The sequence below is a fragment of the Marinobacter excellens LAMA 842 genome (genome assembly GCF_001574445.1).
GTDB lineage: Bacteria > Pseudomonadota > Gammaproteobacteria > Pseudomonadales > Oleiphilaceae > Marinobacter > Marinobacter shengliensis.
Genome location: NZ_LOCO01000006.1, coordinates 29,932 through 51,350 on the forward strand (window position 1 = coordinate 29,932; position 21,419 = coordinate 51,350).

16 protein-coding genes and 1 pseudogene are annotated in these 21,419 nt (G+C 58.9%); 9 read left to right on the forward strand and 8 right to left on the reverse strand.

All coding sequences use genetic code 11. The features are described from left to right. From J122_RS07225 to J122_RS07235, 3 genes are all read left to right on the forward strand, one after another. Positions 1–1,584: efflux RND transporter permease subunit (locus J122_RS07225; RefSeq protein ID WP_156471736.1), on the forward strand; the 1,584-nt coding region annotated here is incomplete at its 5' end. Continuing rightward, positions 1,584–2,306 (forward strand): pseudouridine synthase, encoded by a 723-nt coding sequence (locus J122_RS07230; protein ID WP_061331667.1) that lies wholly within the window; start codon positions 1,584–1,586, stop codon positions 2,304–2,306. The genes J122_RS07225 and J122_RS07230, both read left to right, overlap by 1 nt. Before the next feature lie 164 nt (positions 2,307–2,470). Continuing rightward, positions 2,471–4,339 (forward strand): diguanylate cyclase, encoded by a 1,869-nt coding sequence (locus tag J122_RS07235; RefSeq protein ID WP_061331668.1) that lies wholly within the window; start codon positions 2,471–2,473, stop codon positions 4,337–4,339. Here the strand turns inward: J122_RS07235 and J122_RS07240 are convergent. Continuing rightward, positions 4,309–5,775, reverse strand: coding sequence for an amidase (locus J122_RS07240; protein ID WP_061331669.1), 1,467 nt, complete (start codon positions 5,773–5,775; stop codon positions 4,309–4,311). The genes J122_RS07235 and J122_RS07240 overlap by 31 nt on opposite strands. A 184-nt stretch (positions 5,776–5,959) precedes the next feature. Here J122_RS07240 and J122_RS07245 point away from each other — a divergent pair, with 184 nt between their 5' ends. Then, positions 5,960–6,568, forward strand: a complete 609-nt coding sequence (locus J122_RS07245) for a methyltransferase family protein (RefSeq protein WP_061331766.1) — start codon at positions 5,960–5,962, stop codon at positions 6,566–6,568. Positions 6,569–6,577: 9 nt separating this feature from the next. Here the strand turns inward: J122_RS07245 and djlA are convergent, their stop codons facing one another. Together djlA and J122_RS07255 are read right to left on the reverse strand one after the other, a co-directional pair. Next, a complete protein-coding gene (gene djlA / locus J122_RS07250) occupies positions 6,578–7,360 on the reverse strand; it encodes a co-chaperone DjlA (RefSeq protein WP_058093084.1) in 783 nt (260 codons plus the stop codon). A gap of 50 nt (positions 7,361–7,410) precedes the next feature. Then, positions 7,411–10,212: an HD domain-containing phosphohydrolase gene (locus J122_RS07255; protein WP_061331670.1), complete on the reverse strand. Its 2,802-nt coding sequence runs from the start codon at positions 10,210–10,212 to the stop codon at positions 7,411–7,413. Between the two features lie 86 nt (positions 10,213–10,298). On the opposite strand from J122_RS07255, the gene alkB reads away from it, so the two are divergent. The 4 genes from alkB (at position 10,299) to J122_RS07275 (ending at position 15,202) form a co-directional block, all read left to right on the forward strand. Then, on the forward strand, positions 10,299–10,949 hold the full coding sequence (gene alkB / locus J122_RS07260; protein WP_061331767.1) for a DNA oxidative demethylase AlkB: 651 nt from the start codon (positions 10,299–10,301) through the stop codon (positions 10,947–10,949). A 259-nt stretch (positions 10,950–11,208) separates the two neighbouring features. Continuing rightward, on the forward strand, positions 11,209–12,696 hold the full coding sequence (locus tag J122_RS07265; protein ID WP_061331671.1) for a SulP family inorganic anion transporter: 1,488 nt from the start codon (positions 11,209–11,211) through the stop codon (positions 12,694–12,696). Positions 12,697–12,773: 77 nt separating this feature from the next. After that, positions 12,774–13,625, forward strand: coding sequence for a universal stress protein (locus tag J122_RS07270; RefSeq protein ID WP_227510132.1), 852 nt, complete (start codon positions 12,774–12,776; stop codon positions 13,623–13,625). Positions 13,626–13,642: 17 nt separating this feature from the next. Further along, positions 13,643–15,202 carry a phospholipase D family protein gene (locus J122_RS07275; RefSeq protein ID WP_227510117.1) on the forward strand — a complete coding sequence of 520 codons (1,560 nt, stop codon included), beginning with the start codon at positions 13,643–13,645 and terminating at the stop codon, positions 15,200–15,202. Positions 15,203–15,208: 6 nt separating this feature from the next. On the opposite strand, the gene J122_RS07280 is transcribed toward J122_RS07275, so the two are convergent. From J122_RS07280 to J122_RS07290, 3 genes and pseudogenes are all read right to left on the reverse strand, one after another. Further along, the gene (locus J122_RS07280; RefSeq protein ID WP_061331673.1) at positions 15,209–16,399 is read right to left on the reverse strand and encodes an NAD(P)/FAD-dependent oxidoreductase; all 1,191 of its coding nucleotides are present in this window, start codon (positions 16,397–16,399) and stop codon (positions 15,209–15,211) included. Positions 16,400–16,444: 45 nt separating this feature from the next. After that, positions 16,445–17,252 (reverse strand): annotated as a pseudogene (locus J122_RS07285) (PhzF family phenazine biosynthesis protein). Continuing rightward, on the reverse strand, positions 17,249–17,554 hold the full coding sequence (locus J122_RS07290) for a hypothetical protein (RefSeq protein ID WP_061331674.1): 306 nt from the start codon (positions 17,552–17,554) through the stop codon (positions 17,249–17,251). The pseudogene J122_RS07285 and the gene J122_RS07290 overlap by 4 nt, the downstream one beginning before the upstream one ends. Before the next feature lie 202 nt (positions 17,555–17,756). On the opposite strand from J122_RS07290, the gene J122_RS07295 reads away from it, so the two are divergent. Continuing rightward, positions 17,757–19,184 (forward strand): PLP-dependent aminotransferase family protein, encoded by a 1,428-nt coding sequence (locus J122_RS07295; RefSeq protein WP_061331675.1) that lies wholly within the window; start codon positions 17,757–17,759, stop codon positions 19,182–19,184. Here the strand turns inward: J122_RS07295 and J122_RS07300 are convergent. Both J122_RS07300 and J122_RS07305 read right to left on the reverse strand, forming a co-directional pair. Continuing rightward, positions 19,165–19,821, reverse strand: a complete 657-nt coding sequence (locus J122_RS07300) for a response regulator transcription factor (protein WP_061331676.1) — start codon at positions 19,819–19,821, stop codon at positions 19,165–19,167. The genes J122_RS07295 and J122_RS07300 overlap by 20 nt on opposite strands. Positions 19,822–19,828: 7 nt before the next feature. Continuing rightward, a complete protein-coding gene (locus tag J122_RS07305) occupies positions 19,829–21,319 on the reverse strand; it encodes a sensor histidine kinase (RefSeq protein ID WP_061331677.1) in 1,491 nt (496 codons plus the stop codon). Positions 21,320–21,419: the final 100 nt, after the last annotated feature.

Genomic DNA, 21,419 nt, shown 5'->3' on the forward strand with positions numbered 1-21,419 from the left:
CGGTTCATGGTCATTTACCGCAGTACCCTTGGCACCTTGCTGCGCCGCCCGGGGTTGACCCTGTTGGGTGCGTTGGGAGTGATTATCCTGATTTACGCCGCCTATGGCCGTTTCAACCACGGCGTGGAATTTTTCCCGAGTGTGGAACCGGACTCTGCCCAGGTGCAGGTGCGTGCCCGGGGTGATCTATCTGTGTGGGAGCGAGACGCCATTGTGCGCCAGGTGGAGCAGCGCTTGCAGAATATGCCGGAAGTAAAAGCTCTGTATGCGCGTTCCATGCTGTCAACCAGCAGCCAGCTGGCGCCGGATGTCATCGGGGTGTTGCAGTTCCAGTTCAACGACTGGTTTACCCGCCGCACCGCCACCGACATTCTGGAGGATTTTCGGGAACGAACCAGGGATATCCCTGGTATCGAGCTGGAGTTTCGCAAGCAGGAAGGTGGCCCGGCAGAGGGCAAGCCCATAGAGCTTCAGGTCAGCAGTATGAACAGTGACGAGCTGAATGAGTATGTGGATGAGATTCAGCGGCAGATGCGAGCATTGGGTGGCTTCGCCGATATCGAGGATGACCGCAGCCTGCCGGGTATCGAGTGGCGCCTGCAGGTGGACCGGGAAGCGGCGGCCCGCTTCGGTACCGACGTGTTGAGCATAGGCAGTGCCGTGCGCCTGGTCACCAATGGCCTGGTGCTGGCCACCTACCGGCCGGAAGATGTCCGGGATGAAGTCGATATTGCCGTGCGGGTTCCAAACAACTGGCGGGAGCTGGACCACCTGCAACGCCAGACCATCCACACCCCGCGCGGCCAGGTGCCACTGTCGGAATTTGTCAGCCTCGAACCGGGTGATAAAACCGGCTCCATTGTCCGGGTAGACGGCCAGCGCACCATCACCATCAAATCCGATGTTGCCCCGGGCCGACGCATGGATGAGGTCTTGCGCAGCCTGCAGGCCGAAATGCCAGAGCCGCCGGAGGGGGTAAGCGTTCGCTTCGCCGGCGAAAACGAAGACCAGCAGCAGGCGGCCACTTTCCTGACCACAGCTTTTCTGGTGGCGGTGGGCCTGATGCTGCTGATACTGGTTACCCAGTTTAACTCTCTCTACCAGACTTTCCTGATCCTGTCGGCGATTGTGCTGTCGACCGCCGGCGTGCTGCTGGGCCTGCTGGTCAACGGCCAGTCCTTCGGGGTGGTGATGGTGGGTATGGGAATCATCGCCCTGGCAGGCATTGTGGTGAACAACAACATCATCCTGATTGATACCTTCAACCAGATGAAGAAAGAGGGCAAGGCCGCCTACGAGGCCGCCCTGGAGACCGGCTGCCTACGTTTGCGCCCGGTGCTGCTGACTGCCGTTACCACCATTCTGGGCCTGATGCCCATGGTGCTGGGCGTCAACGTCAACCTGCTGGAGCCGTCGCTCGGGCTGGGCGCCCCTTCAACGCAGTGGTGGACGCAGCTGTCCAGCGCCATTGCCGGTGGCCTTGCCTTTGCCACGCTGCTGACATTGCTCCTGACGCCGGCGCTGCTGGTGTTGGGCGAAAAAGCCGGCCAGCGGGTTCGGGCGTTGTTCGGTCGGGATTCCTGATGCCATTCGCCGACAACCCTCTTGTCGAACTTTATCGCGATCAGTGGCTGCTGGCGGTCCACAAACCGGCGGGGCTTCTGGTTCATAGAAGCCCCATCGACAAACACGAAACCGAGTTTGCCCTGCAATACGCCCGTGCGCTGAATGGCGGCGAGCATGTGTACCCGGTGCATCGCCTGGACCGGCCCACCTCGGGTGTTTTGCTGTTTGCCAGAGATCCGGAGACTGCTCGCCTTGTTGGGCAGGCCATGATGGCGGGCGAGGTGGAGAAAACGTATCTGGCGATGGTGAGGGGGTGGGCGCCCGAGTCCGGCGTGATTGACCACCCGCTGAAGGATGAGCCGGAAGACCGGCGTTTACGTGGAACCGAACAGCCTGTGCGGGAAGCGCTTACTCACTTCCGAAGGCTGGCGACCACTGAGATTCCGGTGGCCATTGAACGCTATCCCTCCAGCCGGTACAGCCTGGTGGAGCTATACCCGAAAACCGGCCGAAAGCATCAGCTACGCCGCCATATGAAACACATCAACCACCCCATCATCGGTGATGCTAACCATGGTCGGGGGCGCCATAACCGGTATTTTGCTGAACGGTTTGGCGAGGGCCGGTTGATGCTGGCGGCTACCCGGCTGTCGTTGTTGCACCCGGTCTCCGGCGAAGAGCTGACACTGGTATCCGAGCCGGAAGAGAGCTTTCTCCGGGTGCTTGAAGTGTTTTCTTAGGCCCCGTTTAACAATTGGCTAAAAGTGTTTGATTAATAACCATTGTGTATCTTTTTTTGTCATTTTGCGTCGATTGGTAGTAGCGGCAGGCGCCGCGCCCAAGCTTGGTGCATACTCGTTGATAAGCACATAACTACACTAAATGCTTATACCCGAGGCCCACTGTGCCAAGACTCTCGTTACTGCTCATTCTTGCCCTCAGTCTTTTGCTGCCATCGTCAGTGTTGGCAGAGCCGGCAACCTGGGACAAGCACTCGAAGCGACTGGAGCTGGCGCCCCATGTCGATTACTGGTTGGAAAACGGGCGAACCTCGTTCTCGGAGGTCACTCAGTTACCAGATGAATCCTGGACCGCCGGTGGCGACGAAAGTGCGAACTTCGGCTATAGCGATGATGTTTACTGGTTCCGTTTCCGAGTGACCAACGTCACCGGAGTGGAAGCCGTCAATTTCATGGAAATTGGTTACCCGGTCTTGGACCACATCGAAGTCTACCTCCCTGACGCTCAAGAACCTCTTCTGCTGGGCGACAAGCGGCCGTTCTACGACCGGCCCATCCACCACCGTCATTTTGTTGTGCCTTTGCTGTTGCCAGCCAATGAAACAGTTACGGTATACCTCCGGGTGGACACTACCAGCTCCATGCAGGTGCCGCTGACACTCTGGGAGCGGGATGCGTTTTATGCGGCAGACCAGGGCCGCAGTATGCTGGAAGGTATCTACTACGGCATTGTTCTGGTGATGATCCTGTACAACCTGTTTGTGTTCATGGCCGTGGGCGAGCGCAGTTTTCTCTACTACGTTGGCTACATCACCACCATGCCCCTGTTTCTGGCCAGTCTTCACGGGGTTGGTTTCCAGTACCTTTGGCCGGAAGGCACCTGGTGGAACGATCAGTCCATTATTGTGTTTCTGAATCTGGTGATTGTCTTTGGTGGGGCCTTCAGTATCCGCTTTATCAGCGTTACCCGTGAGAATCACCCGTTGTTGAACCGGTGGACCATGGCGATGATCATGGCCGCGGGCCTGATGGCTGGGGCAGGTCTGTTTATTCCCTACAAGCACATGATTCTGCCCACCATTCTGATCGCTGCGGTGGGCTGTTCGACCATGCTGGTGCTGAGCGTGATGCGTTGGATCAAGAAAGATCCCGCGGCTCGCTATTACACCGTTGCCTGGGTGTTCATGCTGTCTGGGGGAATTGTACTGGCCCTGAACAAGTTCACCTTCCTGCCGCGCAACCTGCTGACAGAGAATGCCACTCAGGTGGGCTCGGCACTCGGTGTCATCCTGCTCTCACTGGCCCTGGCAGACCGCCTGAACCGGGAGAAGAAGCGTTCATTTGCCGCCCAGCAGAGGCTCCTGCGTGAAGAACGCAAGGCTCGCCTGGCTCAGGAGAAGTCGCTGCGGGTGCAGCAGGAGGCCAACGCCATGCTGGAAGAGCGGGTGCAGGAACGTACCCGGGATCTGGAAACCCTGAACGAGCAGTTGCTGGAATTGAATGCCACAGACCCGCTAACGGGCCTGAAAAACCGGGGGCATTTCGACAAGGCGTTCCAGTCATCGGTGGTTCATGCCTACCGGTTTGAGGAAGTGGTGTCACTGCTAGTGCTGGATATCGACCATTTCAAGAAATTCAACGATACCTACGGCCATCTGGTCGGCGACGATTGTCTGAAAATGGTGGCCCAGTGTATCAAGCGCCACGTGACGCGCCCCCAGGATCTCGCTGCCCGCTATGGCGGGGAAGAGTTTGTGGTACTGCTGCCGGATACTCCCGGAGATGGTGCCGAGCGCGTAGCAGAGCGGATTCGGAAGGAAATCGAGAAGACCGCCTTCCGGGTGTCCGGTGAAATACTGCATCTGACCGTCAGTATCGGCGTGTGCAGTGTGTCACCGTCCCGTGCCGACGCCACCAAGGAGATCTTTTCCTGCGCCGATGAGGCACTCTATGAGGCCAAAGGGCAAGGCAGAAATCGTGTGGTGGCGAACCGGCATCAGGGTCAGACCATTACGGCTACATCGCCCGCGTAGCGTCTATCTCCCAGATTTGAGATCAGGGGCAGCCGATGGTCAGCCTCCAGCGCATAAGCCAGTTCCAGCAAGGTGCGTTCATCACCATGGCGGGCCATGAACTGAACGGAAACGGGCAGGCCCGCGTCTGTGAGTGCCATGGGTACGGAGATCGCCGGTGCGCCGGTGGTATTGGCGAGTGGGGTGAAACACACGTATCGGGTCAGCCTCTCAAACAGCTGATCAAATGGAACGGTCGGGCTCAGGTGCCCCAGCGGCGGTGTCGTCTGGCCGAGGACCGGGGTCAGCACGGCGTCGTATTGTGACATATGCCGCGCATAGTCCTGCTGCGAGCGCTTGAGTCGCCAGAGCGCGGCGGGCAATTTCCAGAGTTTCTTCCGGAACATGCTCTCTAGCCCGTTGGTCAGCCCGTCAACTTGCCGCTTATCGAACTGAGGGTGCATCAACTTGCGCCCCTGCAGTTTCACACCGAAGGCCAGCAACCCCCAGTAAAGCGCGAAGTCATCCGGAAAAGACGCTGGAATGGGAACATCCATCGGCTCGATGATATGCCCGAGTTTCTCGAGATAGCGCGCGGTGGCCTCCACGGTTTTGCGGGTTTTCGGGTCTGTTTTGTGGCCGGTCACCGAGTCCAGAACCACTCCGATCCTCAGCTGCTTTCCTGACGGACCCTGCACATGGCCCACTCGGGGAAGGGCCGGGTTGCGTAAATACTCGTCCGCAGCTGCAATGAAGCCTGCGGAATCCCGTACAGAGCGGGTGACCACTCCATCACTGACAATATTGATGGGCAGGGTTTTGGCGGCCTCGTTATCCACCACACGGCCCCGGGTGGGTTTCAGCCCAATCAGCCCGCAGCAGGCCGCCGGGATTCGGATAGACCCGCCACCATCGTTGGCATGGGCCACAGGCACAACGCCGGCGGCCACCAGGGCCGCAGCGCCACCCGAGGAGGCGCCGGAGGAATATTGCAGATTCCAGGGGTTACGGGTGGCGGCGCCATGGGCTGGCTCGGTGGTGGCATTGAAGCCGAATTCCGGCAGCGTGCTCTTGCCCAGACACAGGTAGCCCTGTGCCAGCATCTGCTCAGCGAACGGGCTGGTTTTGCTGGCGGTATTGCTGGGCACGGCCGCCGAGCCATGGCGCGTTGGCAGGCCCTGAACGTCGGTGTTGTCTTTGATAAACGTGGGCACACCGGCAAACGGGGCCTCAGGCTTTGTGAGGCTCCGGGCAAGTGAAAGGCTTCGGTCGTAATCCGTGGCAACCATTCCGTTAATCACCGCTTGTGCCATTTCGGCCCGTTCAATGGCGGCTTTCGTGACGTCCAGCGCTGACACTTCACCTGCACGAATGCGCGCCGCCAGTGCGGTTGCGTCATCTTCACCCATGGCATCATCACGGAAACAATGGAACGGACCTTGGTGCTCGGACTGCATGGTGTACTCCAGACTGATCAGATCGTCTAACGATAACCTACCTGAAAACGTGATGGCATGTCATTTTGGGTATCGCGTCACATGCTTCGTTAAAACCAGCGAACTGGAGATTGATTCTGATCACTTTCAATAACCGGAATCAGACAGTAAGCTGATGGCCAACCTGTTGAACCAGAATGCATCAATGGATCTGATTGAACCCGCTGTCCGAACGTTTCTCGGCATCTTTTTTCTGATGATTGGCCTGCAGTTCTCTGCCAGAACACTGGGCTTATACGCCCGTATGGGGTTCAGTCACATTCATTACGGTGCCCGGGGTAAAGCGACCTGGTGGCATCGCCACATCTTCAATGTCTTTCGGGCGGCGATTCTTCTGGTGTGTCTGGCGCGGATTTTTGTCGACCTGGATGGCTGGCTCGGGGTATTTGCCTGGCTGTATCACTGGCCGGTTCTGTTGGCCGGTGCGGTGTTACTGCTGGCATCGTTTACGGCGGTGAATTACCTGCAGGCGTATATGCACGAAGACTGGCGCTCCGGTATCGCACCCACTGCAGATAAGGCCAGGCTACTGACTCAAGGCCCCTACAGCCGTTCCCGAAATCCGTTGTTTCTGGCGGTTATGACCGGGCAGCTGGGCTTTTTTCTGGCATTGCCCAGTGCGTTTTCGCTGGTTTGCCTGGTGGCGGGTGTGCTGGTGATTACCCGCCAGGCAAAAGAGGAAGAAAAAGCCCTGGCTCAGCGCTTTGGCCAGGACTATGAGGTTTACCGGGCAAAGGTGCCCCGTTGGTTCTGACGTCTGTCGTCAGGATGCCTGTTTTCGGGCGTCTTTGATCACATCGTAGGCGTGGCTGATTTCACGAGTGCGCTCTTCCGCCATCTCCCGCATGCTCTCGGGCATGCCGCGCCCGGCCAGTTTATCCGGGTGGTTCTCACTCATCAGCTTGCGGTAAGCGCGTTTGATCTCTGCATCGGAGGCAGAGGCGGAGACCCCCAATACCTTGTAGGCGTCCTCAATCTGCTGCCCCGAGGAGTAGTTCGGGCTGCCGCCGGCATGCCCGGCATGGGCGCCGCGCAGCATGGCCTCCAGTTGGTCTACCTGGCTTTCTGGCAGGCCAAGGCCCCGGGCAATACGCACCAGCATCTCGTGCTCGGCCGGGTGTACCTGGCCATCTGCGGCCACCGCCGACACCTGAACCTGCAGGAACATCTGCAGAAACGCGGGCTGGCGGCCGGAGTTCTGCAAAAAGCGGTTGAGCTCCGCGTCCAGGTCGAAATCCGGTTGCTTGCCACGGTTGAAGGCGTCCCGGGCGATGGCTTTTTGCTCTTCGTTCAAACGAAACCGTTCAAACATCGCCTCCGCCAGTTGAATCTCGTCCCGGGTCACCACGCCGTCGGCCTTGCACAGGGCGCCCATGACGGCAAACACGGATTCAACGAAGTTGTTTTGCAGGCTCTGAATCTTGCCTATCAGCCGGCTCTTCATCCGCTGGAACAGGAATGCGCCAATGGCAGCCCCCACCAGGAATCCCGGAAACCGGCCAAAGGCATAACCGATCAGGCCACCGAAAATCATTGCGAACAGCATTCAGATATCCTTAGCGAGTAAATCAGTCCGTAGAATATACGTGTTTTTGGTCAGGGCTTCATGAACAGGCTTTCATCCACCGGATCAATCTGTTCCGGCCGCAGGTGCTGTTGCGCGTAGGTCAGCCAGATACGGGACTGCAAAAACAGGTTAAAGGTGTCCTTGTCCAGGTGCCCCTTGTCCACCATAATCGCCATCAGCCCCAAGGATTCGGAGAGGGTTTTACCGCGTTTGTAGGGGCGGTCTACCGCGGTGAGGGCTTCGAATACATCAGCGATTGCCATGATTTTTTCCGGAATGCTCATGTTTTCACCCGTCAGCCTGCAGGGGTAGCCATGACCGTCCATTCGCTCGTGGTGGGTGCCGGCGAGCCTCGGCACATTGGCCAGTCGATCTGGCAGCGGCAGGGCATCCAGCATGCAAATGGTCTGCACGATATGCTCGTTGATTTTGAATCGCTCTTCGTCGGTGAGGGTGCCATAACGCACCGTAAGGTTGTGCAGTTCACCCCGATTGTAGGCGTGCTCGGGCAAGGTCATATCGAACCCCCAGCGGTTACGGGGATCGTCTTTGCGCACCGGGGGAAGTTTGTCGCCCCAGCTGCGCAAGTGGCCGGGTTTGTCAGCCAGCAAGGTTTCCATAACGGGTAGCTCGGGTGTTGGCTGGTGTTCCAGAGCTTGCTGTTCGTCGCCGGACAAGCCCAGGCGATCGTTAAAGTTCCGTAGCCAGGTGCGGCTGCCTATCTCGTGAATGCGCGCGACATCGTCATCCGACATGGATTCGCTGCCTTGATTGACCCGCGCAAGAAACGCGAATTCCTCCTGCAGGGTTTCTTGCAACTGATCCCGTTGTTGCCGCGCCTCGTCAGAATCTTTCCCTTCCAGGCACGCCTTCAGGTACTGGATGTCGGCATCCCGGTGTAACACCTCAAAACGGGTTCGGATTTCATGTATCCGGTTGTGAATGGTCTCAAGCTTGACCGCCTTATCAACCACATATTCCGGGCTGGTTATCTTTCCGCAGTCGTGGAGCCAGGCGGCCAGGCGGAATTCATAACGTTCGTCTTCGGACATCCTGAAGCGTGCAAACGGGCCGTCACTGGCGCTCTCAGCCTGTTCAGCCAGCATCTGTGCCAATTTGGGCACCCGCTCGCAGTGGCCCCCGGTGTAGGGTGATTTGGCGTCGATGGCGTTGGCCACCAGTTGAATGATGCCGTCCAGCAGGGCCTGCTGGCTTTCGATCAGCTCACGGGTTTCGATGGCAACGGCGGCAGAACCGGCAATCTCGTCGACAAACTGGATCAGGTCATCGCTCAGTTCTGTTTTGTCTCCGTGCTCGATCTCGATAATCAACACGCCAATCAGTTTGCGGCGGCGGTTGCGGAGAATGGCAAACACCGAGTGGCCGGGAATGTGGCTGCGCAGAATACGGATCAGTTCGTTGTCATCGGCGGCAGGGGGAATAGACCTGAGTGCCTTGGGTATTTCAAGGCCGCCATTCACGGTCAGTTCGAGTTTGTGATCGTGAATGTTGAACAGGTAGATCGCACCGCGTTTCTGGCCCACGATACTAACGATCTGCTCGAGAATATCCCGCAGCAGCTGGTTCAGGTCCTGGCCGCGGTTCAGTACGGTGGAAATGTTCTGGAAGCTGCGGATGGTATGGGCCATGTCGTCCAGCGCAATGCTCAACTGCGACGCCTCACGGATGTGAGACTCGGAACGAACCTTGGTATCGAATCGGAAGCGTGACAGCTGGCTGACTCTGTCTGTCAGCTGCTCCAACGGCTTGCCCACCTGGCGCCCCATAAACCAGCCGATGACCAGCAACAGCAGGGCGATGGCTCCAGCAATGAGGGTTTGCCTGGCCAATGCGGCCCAGACTTCTGCAAGCAGTTCATCAGAGGGAATGGCAATCACAATCGACAGTGACTCATCCGGCAGGGCATCCAGTGCCACGGCAACGCCATACCAGTCACGCCCCTCTGCGGAAAAACCGCCGACGCCCCGTTCCGTTTGCTGCAGCCGGGCCGTTTGGATAACGGCACCGGCCTCCTGCTCTAATTCTGAGCTGGCCAGCAACTGTCCTCGATCATTGACGATGGCGAGTTGGCTGCCGGGCGTCTGGCGCAGTTGGGCGAGCTGGGCGCCAAGATCGTTCACCGTAACGTCAATGCCAAGGACCGTGGAAGGCTGTGCACTGGCCCGCTGAGACAGTGTCAGCCCGGTTTCCTGAGTGGTGAAGAAGACGTATGGCGCGGATAACTGCAGTTCGCTGACGCTCTGGGCTGCCTGATACCATGGGCGTTGGCGGGGATCGTAGTCATAGCTTTCCAGCACTCGATGCTCGATCAGGTTTAGCCCCTGATCGTAGAAGCGCCATACCCCAACCCGTTGCTCATCTTCCCGTTCGAGGCTTTGAAACAGGAAGTGACTGCCAGTGGGAGCATCCGGAAACTGCACGGCCCCCGAACTGCTCAAGGTGCGGAAGAGAAAGAAATCGCCGTCACCAAAACCGGCGTAAATAGCACTGACGATGGGGCTGCTGGACAGAATATCGGCCAGCACTGGCAGTCGGTCCAGCCGTTCATCCAGGTTGGTTGCGCCCGTTAACGGGTCATGTCGGAGCACTGCCAGGGCGGTGGAGGGCGGCTGGGTAATGGCGTTGATACGGTCATCCACGCTGGTGGCCAGTTGCCGTGCCGTGGCCTCTGCCGCTGTTAGTTTGGCCTGCTCCATGCCTCTGAAACTCTGGCCCACCAGCACCAGGGTGAGAATGAGCATGCCCAGAGTGATGGCGGACGCGATCAGAAAAGCGAGCGACACCTGTGCGGTCTGGCGGTTCGGCAGCATGGGCGAGCCTTAAATGGAAAACAGGTATCCTGAGTGTAGACCCTGACCGCCGAGGTGTTTTGAATGTTGATGAAAATGATCAGGTTATGACAACAGATCTGTTTGATTTCCGTGATGCTGAACCCTGGCAGGAACTGGTGGGTGAGGGCGTTGTGGTATTGCGCCGGTTTGCCCGGAACACGGCCCCGGATCTGATACAAGCCATTGGTGAGGTGGCCAGCAAAGCGCCGTTTCGGCATATGGTAACGCCCGGCGGCCACAGCATGTCGGCCGCCATGACCTGTGCCGGCGAACTGGGCTGGGTGACAGACCGGTCGGGTTACCGGTACCAGTCCACCGATCCGGAATCCGGCCTGCCCTGGCCTGAGATCCCCGAGTCCTTTATAACGCTGGCGCGGAACTCTGCCGAGGCGGCGGGGTATCGGGGATTTGTGCCGGATGCCTGCCTGATCAACCGTTATCAGCGCGGCGCCCGCATGGGGTTGCACCAGGACAAAGACGAGCAGGATTTCTCCTGGCCCATTGTCTCCGTTTCCCTCGGTTTGCCGATAACCTTCCAGTTTGGCGGGCCGAGGCGATCAGACAAACCCCTGAAAATCCCGTTGGAGCACGGCGATGTGGTGGTTTGGGGAGGGCCGGCCCGGCTGTTCTATCACGGCGTACTGACACTCAAAGCGGGCCACCACCCTTTAACGGGCTCTTGCCGTTACAACCTGACTTTTCGCAAAGCCGGTTGAGGTGTGCGGCAGCGAGGCGGTTGGCACCCTTGCCTTACTTTCCTGACCCGCTTCTGGTAAGCTTCGCCGCCCCGATTCGACAGTAATCTGACTTTCATCCAAGCGAAGCATTCCATAACCGTGATGATCCTTCCGCCATAGCGTTCATGCTCCCTTAACTGGCCTCGCCCAGACTTCTTTTTCAGGTTTCCTGACACCCGCCCGTGCCCGTGTGCATGGAGCCGTTTATTTTTCATTGTTCAGTTGGATATCCCCAATCATGGTGCAATCACTCAAGCAAAACTGGTTTTCCAATATTCGAGGCGACCTGCTCGCCGGTGTCGTTGTTGCCCTGGCGCTGATTCCGGAAGCGATTGCGTTCTCCATCATCGCGGGCGTGGACCCGAAAGTGGGTTTGTATGCCTCTTTCTGTATCGCCGTTATTATTGCCTTTGTGGGTGGCCGGCCGGGCATGATCTCGGCAGCAACCGGCGCCATGGCCCTGTTGATGGTGACGCTGGTCAGAGAGCACGGCCTTGAGTACCTGCTGGCGGCAACCCTGTTGACTGGTGTCATACAGATTGCGGCGGGTTATCTGAGACTGGGTGGATTGATGCGCTTTGTGTCCCGGTCTGTGGTCACGGGGTTTGTGAACGCACTGGCTATCCTGATCTTTATGGCCCAGTTGCCGGAACTGACCAATGTGACCTGGCATGTGTATGCCATGACCGCCGCTGGCCTTGGCATTATCTACCTGTTCCCGCTGATTCCCACCGTGGGCAAGCTGATTCCATCGCCTCTGGTGTGTATTGTTGGCCTGACCCTTGTGGCCATGGTGATGGGCCTGGATATCCGCACGGTTGGGGATATGGGTGAACTGCCGGATACCCTGCCCATCTTCCTGTGGCCGGACGTGCCGCTGACCCTTGAAACCCTGATGATCATCCTGCCGTATTCGGTTGCTCTGGCCGTCGTCGGCCTGCTCGAATCGCTGATGACAGCCACCATCGTGGATGACCTGACCGACACCACCAGTGACCGTGACCGTGAGTGCAAGGGCCAGGGCATTGCCAACATCGGCTCCGGCTTGCTGGGCGGCATGGCCGGCTGCGCTATGATCGGCCAGTCCATCATCAACGTGAAATCCGGTGGTCGCACTCGATTGTCTACCCTAACCGCCGGTGTCTTCCTGCTGATTCTGGTGCTGGTCCTCGACAAGTGGCTGGTGCAGATTCCCATGGCCGCGCTGGTGGCGGTGATGATCATGGTCTCCATTGGTACCTTCAGTTGGGACTCCATTCGCAATCTCAGGGAGCACCCGTTGTCCACCAACATCGTGATGCTGGTAACGGTGATTGTGGTGGTGGCTACCCACAACCTGGCCTTTGGTGTGCTGGCGGGCGTGCTGCTGGCGGCGCTGTTTTTTGCCAACAAGATTGGCCACTACATGCTGGTGACTTCTGAGCTGGATGAAAACACCGAGACCCGTCGCTACACCGTGGTAGGTCAGGTGTTCTTCAGCTCGTCAGAGAAGTTCCTGGAATCCTTTGACTTCAAGGAAGCAGTCGATAATGTAGTAATAGATCTCAGCCGGGCCCACTTCTGGGACATCACCGCCGTGGCTGCGCTGGATAAGGCGGTGATCAAGTTCCGCCGTGAAGGCTCCGATGTTGAGGTGATTGGCCTGAACCAGGCCAGCGCCACCATCGTTGACCGCTTCGGTGTTCATGATAAGCCGGATGCCGTCGACCGCCTGATGGGTCACTGACAATGATCGACAGCAATGAAAAGAACGACATTCGCAGCCACAATAACGAGCAGACGGACAACCAAGGCGAGGCAAGTATGTTACGAGTAGTGGCCTGTATCGATGGCTCCCGGGCAGCACCTGCAGTATGCGATTACGCAGCCTGGGCCAGCCGGCACATGGAAACGCCCCTGATGCTTTTGCATGTTCTGGACGAAGAACGCTACCCGGCGGAGCCGGATCTGGCGGGCAACATCGGCCTTGGCAGCCGCGAGCAGTTGCTGGACGAACTGGCACAACTGGATCGCAAGCGGGCCAAATTAGCGCTGGAGCACGGCCATCACATGCTGGATGAAGCCGAAACCAGGGTGAAAGCCGCCGGTGCGGCGGAGGCCGTCAAGCGCCAGCGCCACGGTAACCTGACCGAGTCTCTGGTGGCTCTTGAGAAAGAGACCCGCCTGTTTGTCATGGGGCTGCACGGTGAAAGCAGTTCTGACCGTGATATCCACATCGGCAGCCAGCTGGAAACGGTTATTCGCAGTGTTCACCGCTCCATTTTGTTGGTGCCGGATGACTATAGTGAACCGAAAAGTGCCATGCTGGCGTTTGACGGCAGCCCCACCGCTTTCCGGGGTGTGGAGTTGATTGTCCAGAGCCCTGTTCTCAAAGGCATGCCGCTGCACCTGGTGATGATTGGTGCAGACACTGCAGACCGCTGGGAGCAGCTCAAGAAGGCAGAGCAGATGTTGTCCGGGCTGGGTGTTGATATCACCCTGGCCATTCGCGCTGGGGATGTGGAGCCTGCATTGCACGCTTACCAGGAGGAGCATGATATCGACATTCTGGTGATGGGCGCTTACGGCCATTCCAGAATTCGCCAGTTCCTGGTGGGCAGTACCACCACAACCATGCTGAAAACCGCTAAAAAACCATTGGTTATCATTCGCTGACAAGGAATCCCCCGGCCATGCTGACCCGGCAAGTAGTCCCGTTGATCGCCAGGCTGAGCCTGTTATTGTTTGCGGGGCTGCTTGCCGGCTGCGCAAGGGGGCTGCCGCCGGTCGACCATGGCCCGGTTTTGGCGGTATCCTCGGAGGCAGAATCCTTCACAACGGATCAGCGCCGGATGCACCTTGATCCCGAATCCCGACTCTCTGCGTTTGGGCTGCTCGACACGGGCCGCGATGCCTTTGTGGTTCGCAGCGCCCTGATTGAAACCGCCAGTCAGCGCATTGATGCCCAATATTACATCTGGAACGACGATGCCAGCGGCCGGTACCTGGCTGGCCGCCTGGTAGCCGCTGCAGACCGGGGCGTGCAGGTTCGCCTGTTGCTGGATGACATCAATGTGGCCGGCAAGGAATCCCTGTTTGCCATGATGGAGGCCCACCCGGCCATCAGCATCCGGATTTTCAATCCGTCTCCTTCCCGCAAGGGCGTTGGCCGCTGGCTGTCGTTCATCACCGACTTCGACCGCATCAACCGGCGCATGCACAACAAGACCTTCGTGGTGGATGGCAATGTAGGGATCACCGGCGGCCGCAATATTGGCGATGAGTACTTTGACGAGCACCAGGAACTGAATTTCCGGGATCGCGACGTCATGGTACTCGGGCCGCTGGCTGGCGCCATGACCGATAACTTTGAGGCCTACTGGCAAAGCCCGTGGTCCTACCCGCTGGGGCAATTGTATGAGCTGCCGGAATCGGAGCGTGCGGGTGACCGCTTATCCGGACTCAGCCGTGCCACCACCGAGCCGCTGCCTTTTGCTGCGCCCGTACCCCAGGGCAGGGACCAGGCGGAATCCCTGCTGGCAGGGTGGTTCGCTGACTCGGTGACGGCGGAGGCCGAGCTGGTGTTCGATCCGCCACCGGAAGACCTGGAAGCGCCGGCGGACAAACCGCGAAGCACCGCAAAGGCCCTGTTTGATCTGATCGAATCGGCCCGGAAGGAAATCCTGATTGAGTCCGCCTATCTGATTCTGGCCGACGAGCAGCTGAATGGGCTGGACAATCTGGGTAACCACCGGCTGAAGGTAGCGGCGATCACCAATTCGCTGGCCACCAACGATCTGGTCACCAATCATTCCGGTTACGCCCGCTGGCGGAGTGACATGCTGGAGCAAGGCTTTGACCTGTACGAGTTACGCCCTGATGCGCCAGCCTGTAAACGTTGGGTGGCCAATGAACAAGCCTGTGATAACGGTGTGGTCAGCCTGCATTCCAAAGCCGTGGTGTTTGACCGGGAAACGTTGTTTATTGGCTCGTTCAACGTGAACCTGCGTTCGATCTATCTCAACGGCGAAACGGTGCTGGTGATTCGCAGCCCGCAACTGGCGCGCGCGGTAGCCGAAGATATTGAGCGCGCCATGGCGCCGGAGAACAGCTGGCGGGTGAGCCTGAACGAGCAGGGTAGTCTGGTGTGGCAATCCCGGGATGGGGAGGTTTATCAGGAACCCGAGAGCGGATTCTGGCGCCGGGCGGCGTCCCGGATGTTGTCCTGGCTGTCGATCGAGAAGTATCTCTGAGGCCTGTCAGGCCACGTTACCCGCCGCCACCCCGGAGGCCCACGCCCACTGGAAATTATGCCCACCCAAGTGGCCTGTAACGTCCACCACTTCCCCGATAAAGTACAGGTTCGGATGCTCCAGGGCCGCCATGGTTTTGGAGGATAGCTGGCGAGTATCCACACCGCCCAGGGTCACTTCGGCCGTTCTGTAACCTTCCGTTCCAGCCGGCTTGATGGTCCAGTCGCCAAGCGTGCCGGCAACCTGTTCCAGTTCCTGGTTGCGATACCCCTGCAGTGGGCCGTTCCAGCCGTGCAGGTCGTTAAACGCCTGGGCGAATCGTTTCGGCAGGTGCTGATTCAGATAGTGCGCGATGGTGGATTGCGGCTTGCTGTTGCGAAGGGCCAGCAGGTCTTCGTGAATGTTCTCAGCCGGCAGCAGGTTGATGTGTACCGCATCGCCTGGCTGCCAGTAACTGGACACTTGCAGCATCGCCGGGCCACTGAGGCCGCGATGGGTTACCAGCATGGGTTCCCGGAAGTGTTGTTGGTGGCAGTGGGCGTCCACCGGGCAGCTAACGCCAGACAACGGCGCCAGTTGTTGCTTCAGGTCCGGGTGCAGGGTGAAGGGCACCAGCCCCGCGCGGGTGGGCAGCACGCTCAGGCCAAACTGCCTGGCAATCTCGTAACCAAAGCCGGTGGCACCCATGGTGGGAATCGACAGCCCACCGCAGGCTACGATCAGGGATTCGCAACCGAGTGTGCCACCACGGGTCTTCAGGGAGAAGCCCGAGCCTGCTTGCCGAATGCCGGACACCGACGTGTTCATGCGAATCTCGGCGCCGGCCCATTCGCACTCGGTCAGCAGTACGTTGAGAATGTCCTTCGCGCTGTCTTTGCAGAACAGTTGGCCCGGCGCTTTCTCTTCATACTCCACACCGTGGCGGTCCACCAGTTCCACAAAATCCTGCGGGGTATAGCGCTTTAGCGCGGAGATGCAGTAGTGCGGGTTGTCGGAGAGAAAGTTCGCAGGCGTGCTGTTCAGATTGGTGAAATTGCAGCGGCCACCGCCAGACATCAGGATCTTTTTGCCCGGTTTGTTGGCGTGATCCAGCACCAGTACTTTGCGGCCGCGATAACCGGCGGTGGCCGCGCACATCAGCCCGGCAGCGCCTGCGCCGATGATGATGACATCGTACCGGGATGTTGAACCTGCCATAGAACTGCCCACCACTCGTTGAAAATGGCGGGCAGTATATCAGCCTCAGGGCAGGTAAACGGCCCCTTCCATGTAAAACGCCGCCTGGCCGGCGATCGCTACCCGGTCACCTCTGAGCTCGCATCGCAGAACGCCACCGCGTGCAGAGAGTTGGCGGGCTTCCAGTGTTTGTTTGCCGAGCTGTTCAGCCCAGTAGGGCACCAGTACGCTGTGGATGGAGCCGGTTACCGGATCCTCATCAATACCCGCTCCTGGGGCGAAGTAACGGCTGACGAAATCGCACTGAGTCCCTGGAGCGGTAACGATCAGCCCCTGATTGCCCAGTTCTGCCAACAACGCCAGGTTCGGGGCTGCTTCGGTCACTGCAGCTTCTGAATCCAGAACCACCATGTAGTTGGTGTCATTTGGCACGTAGAACGCCTGTTCGGGGGGCGTTTGGCAGCGCTTTCCGGATTAACTCCGGGGTTGGTCGGGGTTCAAATGGCAGGTTGGGGAAGTCCAGTTCCAGCCAGTCATCGGAACGGCGGGTAACCGCCAGGGGGCCACTTTTCGACTGGAAACGAACTCTGTCTTGCTGCCAGCCAAGACGGTTGAACACCACCCAGGCCGACGCCAGGGTGGCATGCCCGCACAGTGGCACCTCTACCGTCGGGGTGAACCAGCGGATATGAAAATCTGCATCATCCTGCTCCGGGAGTGGCACCAGGAAAGCGGTCTCGGACAAATTGTTCTCCAGGGCAATGGCCTGCATCTGTTGCTCCGGAAGCCAACTGTTCAGGGGCATCACCGCCGCAGGGTTTCCCCGGAACAGTTCATTGGTAAATGCATCCACCTGGTAGATATCGGTCTTCATGGGTTGTCCTTGTGGGTTGTTAGTAGAACGCGTCTGGCTGGTGAGACTGAGATTCCATGTAGCTCCTGCTCACTGTAACAGTGAATCTCTGGCAGCGGCGCAGCGCCCCGAAGAACCCAGTGACGGTTGCCAACCGGTATCACACGGATGCCCTCACGGGCCAGGGCCTGCATGGCTGTCATCAGTGTGCCGGCGGCCGGCGTGCCCCCTGTGGCGTAGAGGCCCAGTACATCGTTCCGGGTGGCGCGGTGAACACGGCGCGGTGAACGCGAGTCGGGTTTTGGGATGGTTGCCGTTGCCATGATGAAACTCCTTTTCTGATTCAGCAACCATTATTGGTTTCATCGGATTTCCATAACAGATTCAGCTACAGTGTTATTGAATCGGTACAGATGCAGAAAAATGCAAACTGTACTGCCGAAAAAGCCGGGAAACTGTACTGCTCATAGTGGCGTCGGTTCTGGTGGAATAGAGCTTATAAAGCACGGCTTGGCGGAGAACACGATGGGCATGCTCTACAACCAGGTGGCGGACCAGCTTCAGGCGCTGATCCTTGATGGTGTATACCGGGAAGGGGAGCGTGTGCCCGGTGTGCGGGTATTGAGCCGGCAGTTCGGTGTCAGTATTTCAACCGTGCTGCAGGCCCACCAGACTCTGGAAGCCCGAGGTTACCTGCAGGCCCGGGAACGCAGCGGGTATTTCGTGCGCCGGCCAGCCCGGGATTTGCCGGAACCAAGAATGACGGAACAGCGCAGTCGTCCGGTACCGGTGTCTGCCCGGGAAATGACCCTGGACCTGTGTGCCGATGAACAAAAGCGTATGGTGCCCCTGGCCACGGCCATTCCGCACCCGGACTACCTGCCGGTCAGGCAGATTCAGCAGAGCACGTTATGGGCGGCGAGGCGAGGCCTGGAAACCCTCGACTATGCGTTTCCGGGCAAGGAATCGTTCCGGCGCCAGATTGCGCAGCGAATGGCCACCATCGGAGTGCCCATTGCGCCAGATGATGTGCTTGCCACCAACGGAGCCCAGGAGGCTATCATTCTGGCCCTGCGGGCAGTGACCCAACCCGGGGATATCGTCGCCGTGGAGTCACCTTCGTTTCCCGGCATCCTGCAGGCGCTGGAAGTGGTGGGCCTGCGGGTGATTGAAATCCCCACCCACCCGTCAGACGGCATCAGTCTTGAAGGCCTGCAGCTTGCCCTGGAGCAGTGGCCCTTGAAAGCCTGCGTGGTGGTGCCAAACCACAGTAATCCCATGGGTGCCCGGATGAGCGACGAGCGCAAACAACAGCTGGTGTCCATGCTGGCGGCTGCTGGGGTGCCATTGATTGAAGACGATATCTACGGCGACCTTTTCCATACCGGCGAGCGCCCGCGCCCGGCCAAAGCTTTTGACCTGGCGGATAACGTGATTTACTGCAGCTCATTCTCCAAGACCATCTCTCCGGGGCTGCGGCTTGGGTGGATGATCCCCGGTCGGCATATGGCTGCCGCCCGGCAACACAAATATTTTGTGAATCTGGCAACTTCCACCATCCCGCAGCTGGCAGTCGCCCATTTTCTGGAACAGGGTGGTTATGACCGTTACTTACGCTCGGCCCGGCAGCACTACAAGGAGTCCACAGACCGGCTTCGTTCGGCTATTGCCAGAACCTTTCCGGAGGGCACTGCGGTGAGCCGGCCCCAGGGCGGGTTTGTGCTCTGGGTTCAGCTGCCGGAGGGGGTGTCGGGTACCGAGGTGTATCACCGGGCGCGGGGAGAGAATATAAACGTCGCCCCGGGACGGATGTTCTCCACCGCCAACAAGTTCGACAACTGCCTGCGGCTGAACGGCGGCAATCCCTGGACCGGCCGGATTGAAGCCGCGGTCGACCGCTTGGGCGCCATCGCCCGGGAGGTGCAGTCCGGGGTCAGCCCGGACCGGTTCTGAGATTTGCCGGGTCGAGCAGTCCAGCGGCAATGGCAATGCCGGTGACATCCGGCAGCCGTTCTGCGCCCAGGCGCTTCATTACCCGAGCCCGATACAGGTCGATGGTTTTAACGCTGACATCCAGCTGTTCGGCGATTTCCTTACTGGTGTAGCCCTGGGCCAGGGGCAGAAAGACATCCCGTTCCCGGCGGGTGAGGGTGCTGATCAGCGCTTCGGTATCCGCATCGGAGCGAACGGGTGGCTCGGGTTCGGCGGGTGCCTGTAGTGCCTGCTGCACGCTGTCCAGTAACAACTGCTCATTGAAGGGCTTCTCGATAAAATCAAAGGCGCCGGATTTGAAGGCGCGCACCACGATGGGCACATCGGCATGGCCAGAGACAAAAATAATCGGTATCTCCAAACCCCGTTTTTGCAGTTCTTCCTGAACATTCAGCCCGCCAAGGCCGGGCATCCGGATATCCAGAATCACGCAACCGGGGCGTTGGTCTTCCACGGCATCCAGAAACTGCCGGCCATCACTGTAGGCTCTGACTTCAAGCCCGACCGATTCCAACAGCCATTGGGTGGACTCCAGCATACCGGCATCGTCATCAACAACGTAAACGGTGTTGGCGTTTGACTGGGTGGTACCAGACATCGGGGGCTTACTCCTGGGTTGGTTTGTGGGTGCATCGGGTGTTGCCGGGAGGGAACCGGCAGATCAGCGAAAGGCCGCCGGTGTCTGTGCGGGTGGCATCCAGAAAGCCGCCAAATCCCTCAATGATGGAACGGCTCATGGACAGCCCAAGTCCCAGCCCCTTGGCCTTGCTGGTGTAGAACGGCTGGAACATCTGGCGGATGCCTTCGTCGTCCAGCCCCGGGCCTTCATCGATGACCTGAATCAGGGTTTCCTGTTGGTCGTTGACGCAGGTGCTGACCACAATCCGGGAAGGGCCTGCACTGTCTTTCTCTGCCCCGGCTTCCACATTGGCCTCGATGCCGTTACGGATCAGGTTGATCAACACCTGTTCAAGCAACACCGGGTCTGCGGTGATGGTGGGGGAGTCTGCGGCCAGGTTCTCATAGATCCGGACGCCGTTCTTCTCTGCCTCCCACTGGCACAGGCGTGCAACCTCGGTAATCACCGAATTCAGGGATACCGGGCCCATGCGCTTCTGGCCTTTACGCAGGAACGCCCGAAGACGTTTGATCACCTCGGAGGCGCGGTTGGCGTGGTGCACGATCTTTTGCAGGCCGTCGTCTACCTTCAGCAGCTTCGCGGGATGTTGGTCTGCTTCCTTTAGAAAGCGCTGGCTGGCGGACGCGAAATTCACAATTGACGCCAGTGGCTGATTCATCTCATGGGCAATGCTGGAAGCCAGTTCACCCAGGGTAGCCAGGCGGGCCGTGTGGGCCAGTTCATCTGCCAGCAGCCGGTTCTGCTCCTCGGATTCCACCCGGGCGGTGATGTCACGGGATACGCTGATCACCTCCACCACGGCGCCGGTATAGGTCTCCCGGATGGCGCGGCTGGCAATCTCGAACCAGCGGCGGCTGCCGTTGCGGTGAATAATCTCCAGCGTCATGGTGGCGTAGCCGTCTTCCCGCAGCCGGTGGCGGGTCAGGGCCAGTTGCTCGGCCACGTTTTCCCCCTGGAACACCTCTTCCAGGGCCTTGCCCCGGAGCTCTTCCGGCCAGTAGCCCAACAGGCGCCAGGACGCTGGCGTGGCATCAATGAATCGTCCGTCCGGGGCATGCCGCGAGATCAGGTCTGTGGTGTTCTCGGTAATCAGCCGATACAGGCGGTTGGAGCGAACGGCTTCTTCCAGGGTGAGGATATCGTTGGTGGCATCACGGCCCCGAACCAATACTTCCCCGCTGTCTGGATCCGGAATGAAGCTCCACAGGAAAATATGGTCGGCAAACCGGGATTCCACGTTTTCAATGGCTCGGCCCTGTTCCAGGGCTGATTTAACAAGCGCTGCCGCGTTCACCGGTAAAAGGTGCTCCGGATGGTCCAGTTCTGCGCGTTGGACGAGGGAATCGGCCGCATGATTACTGGCCAGGACCTCTAATGTGCGACCGACCATGAGAGTGGGTTGTGGGTCATTAGGGGCCATTTGGCTGAAAATGCGGGCTTTTTTAGGGTTGCTCATAAATTTATAGTAATAATCCTATAATACCATAGTAGAGTTTCTAATATTTGTTCTATCTTCTACCATTTCGGGCAATCTGGAGTATAGCTGCTTTGGCTAT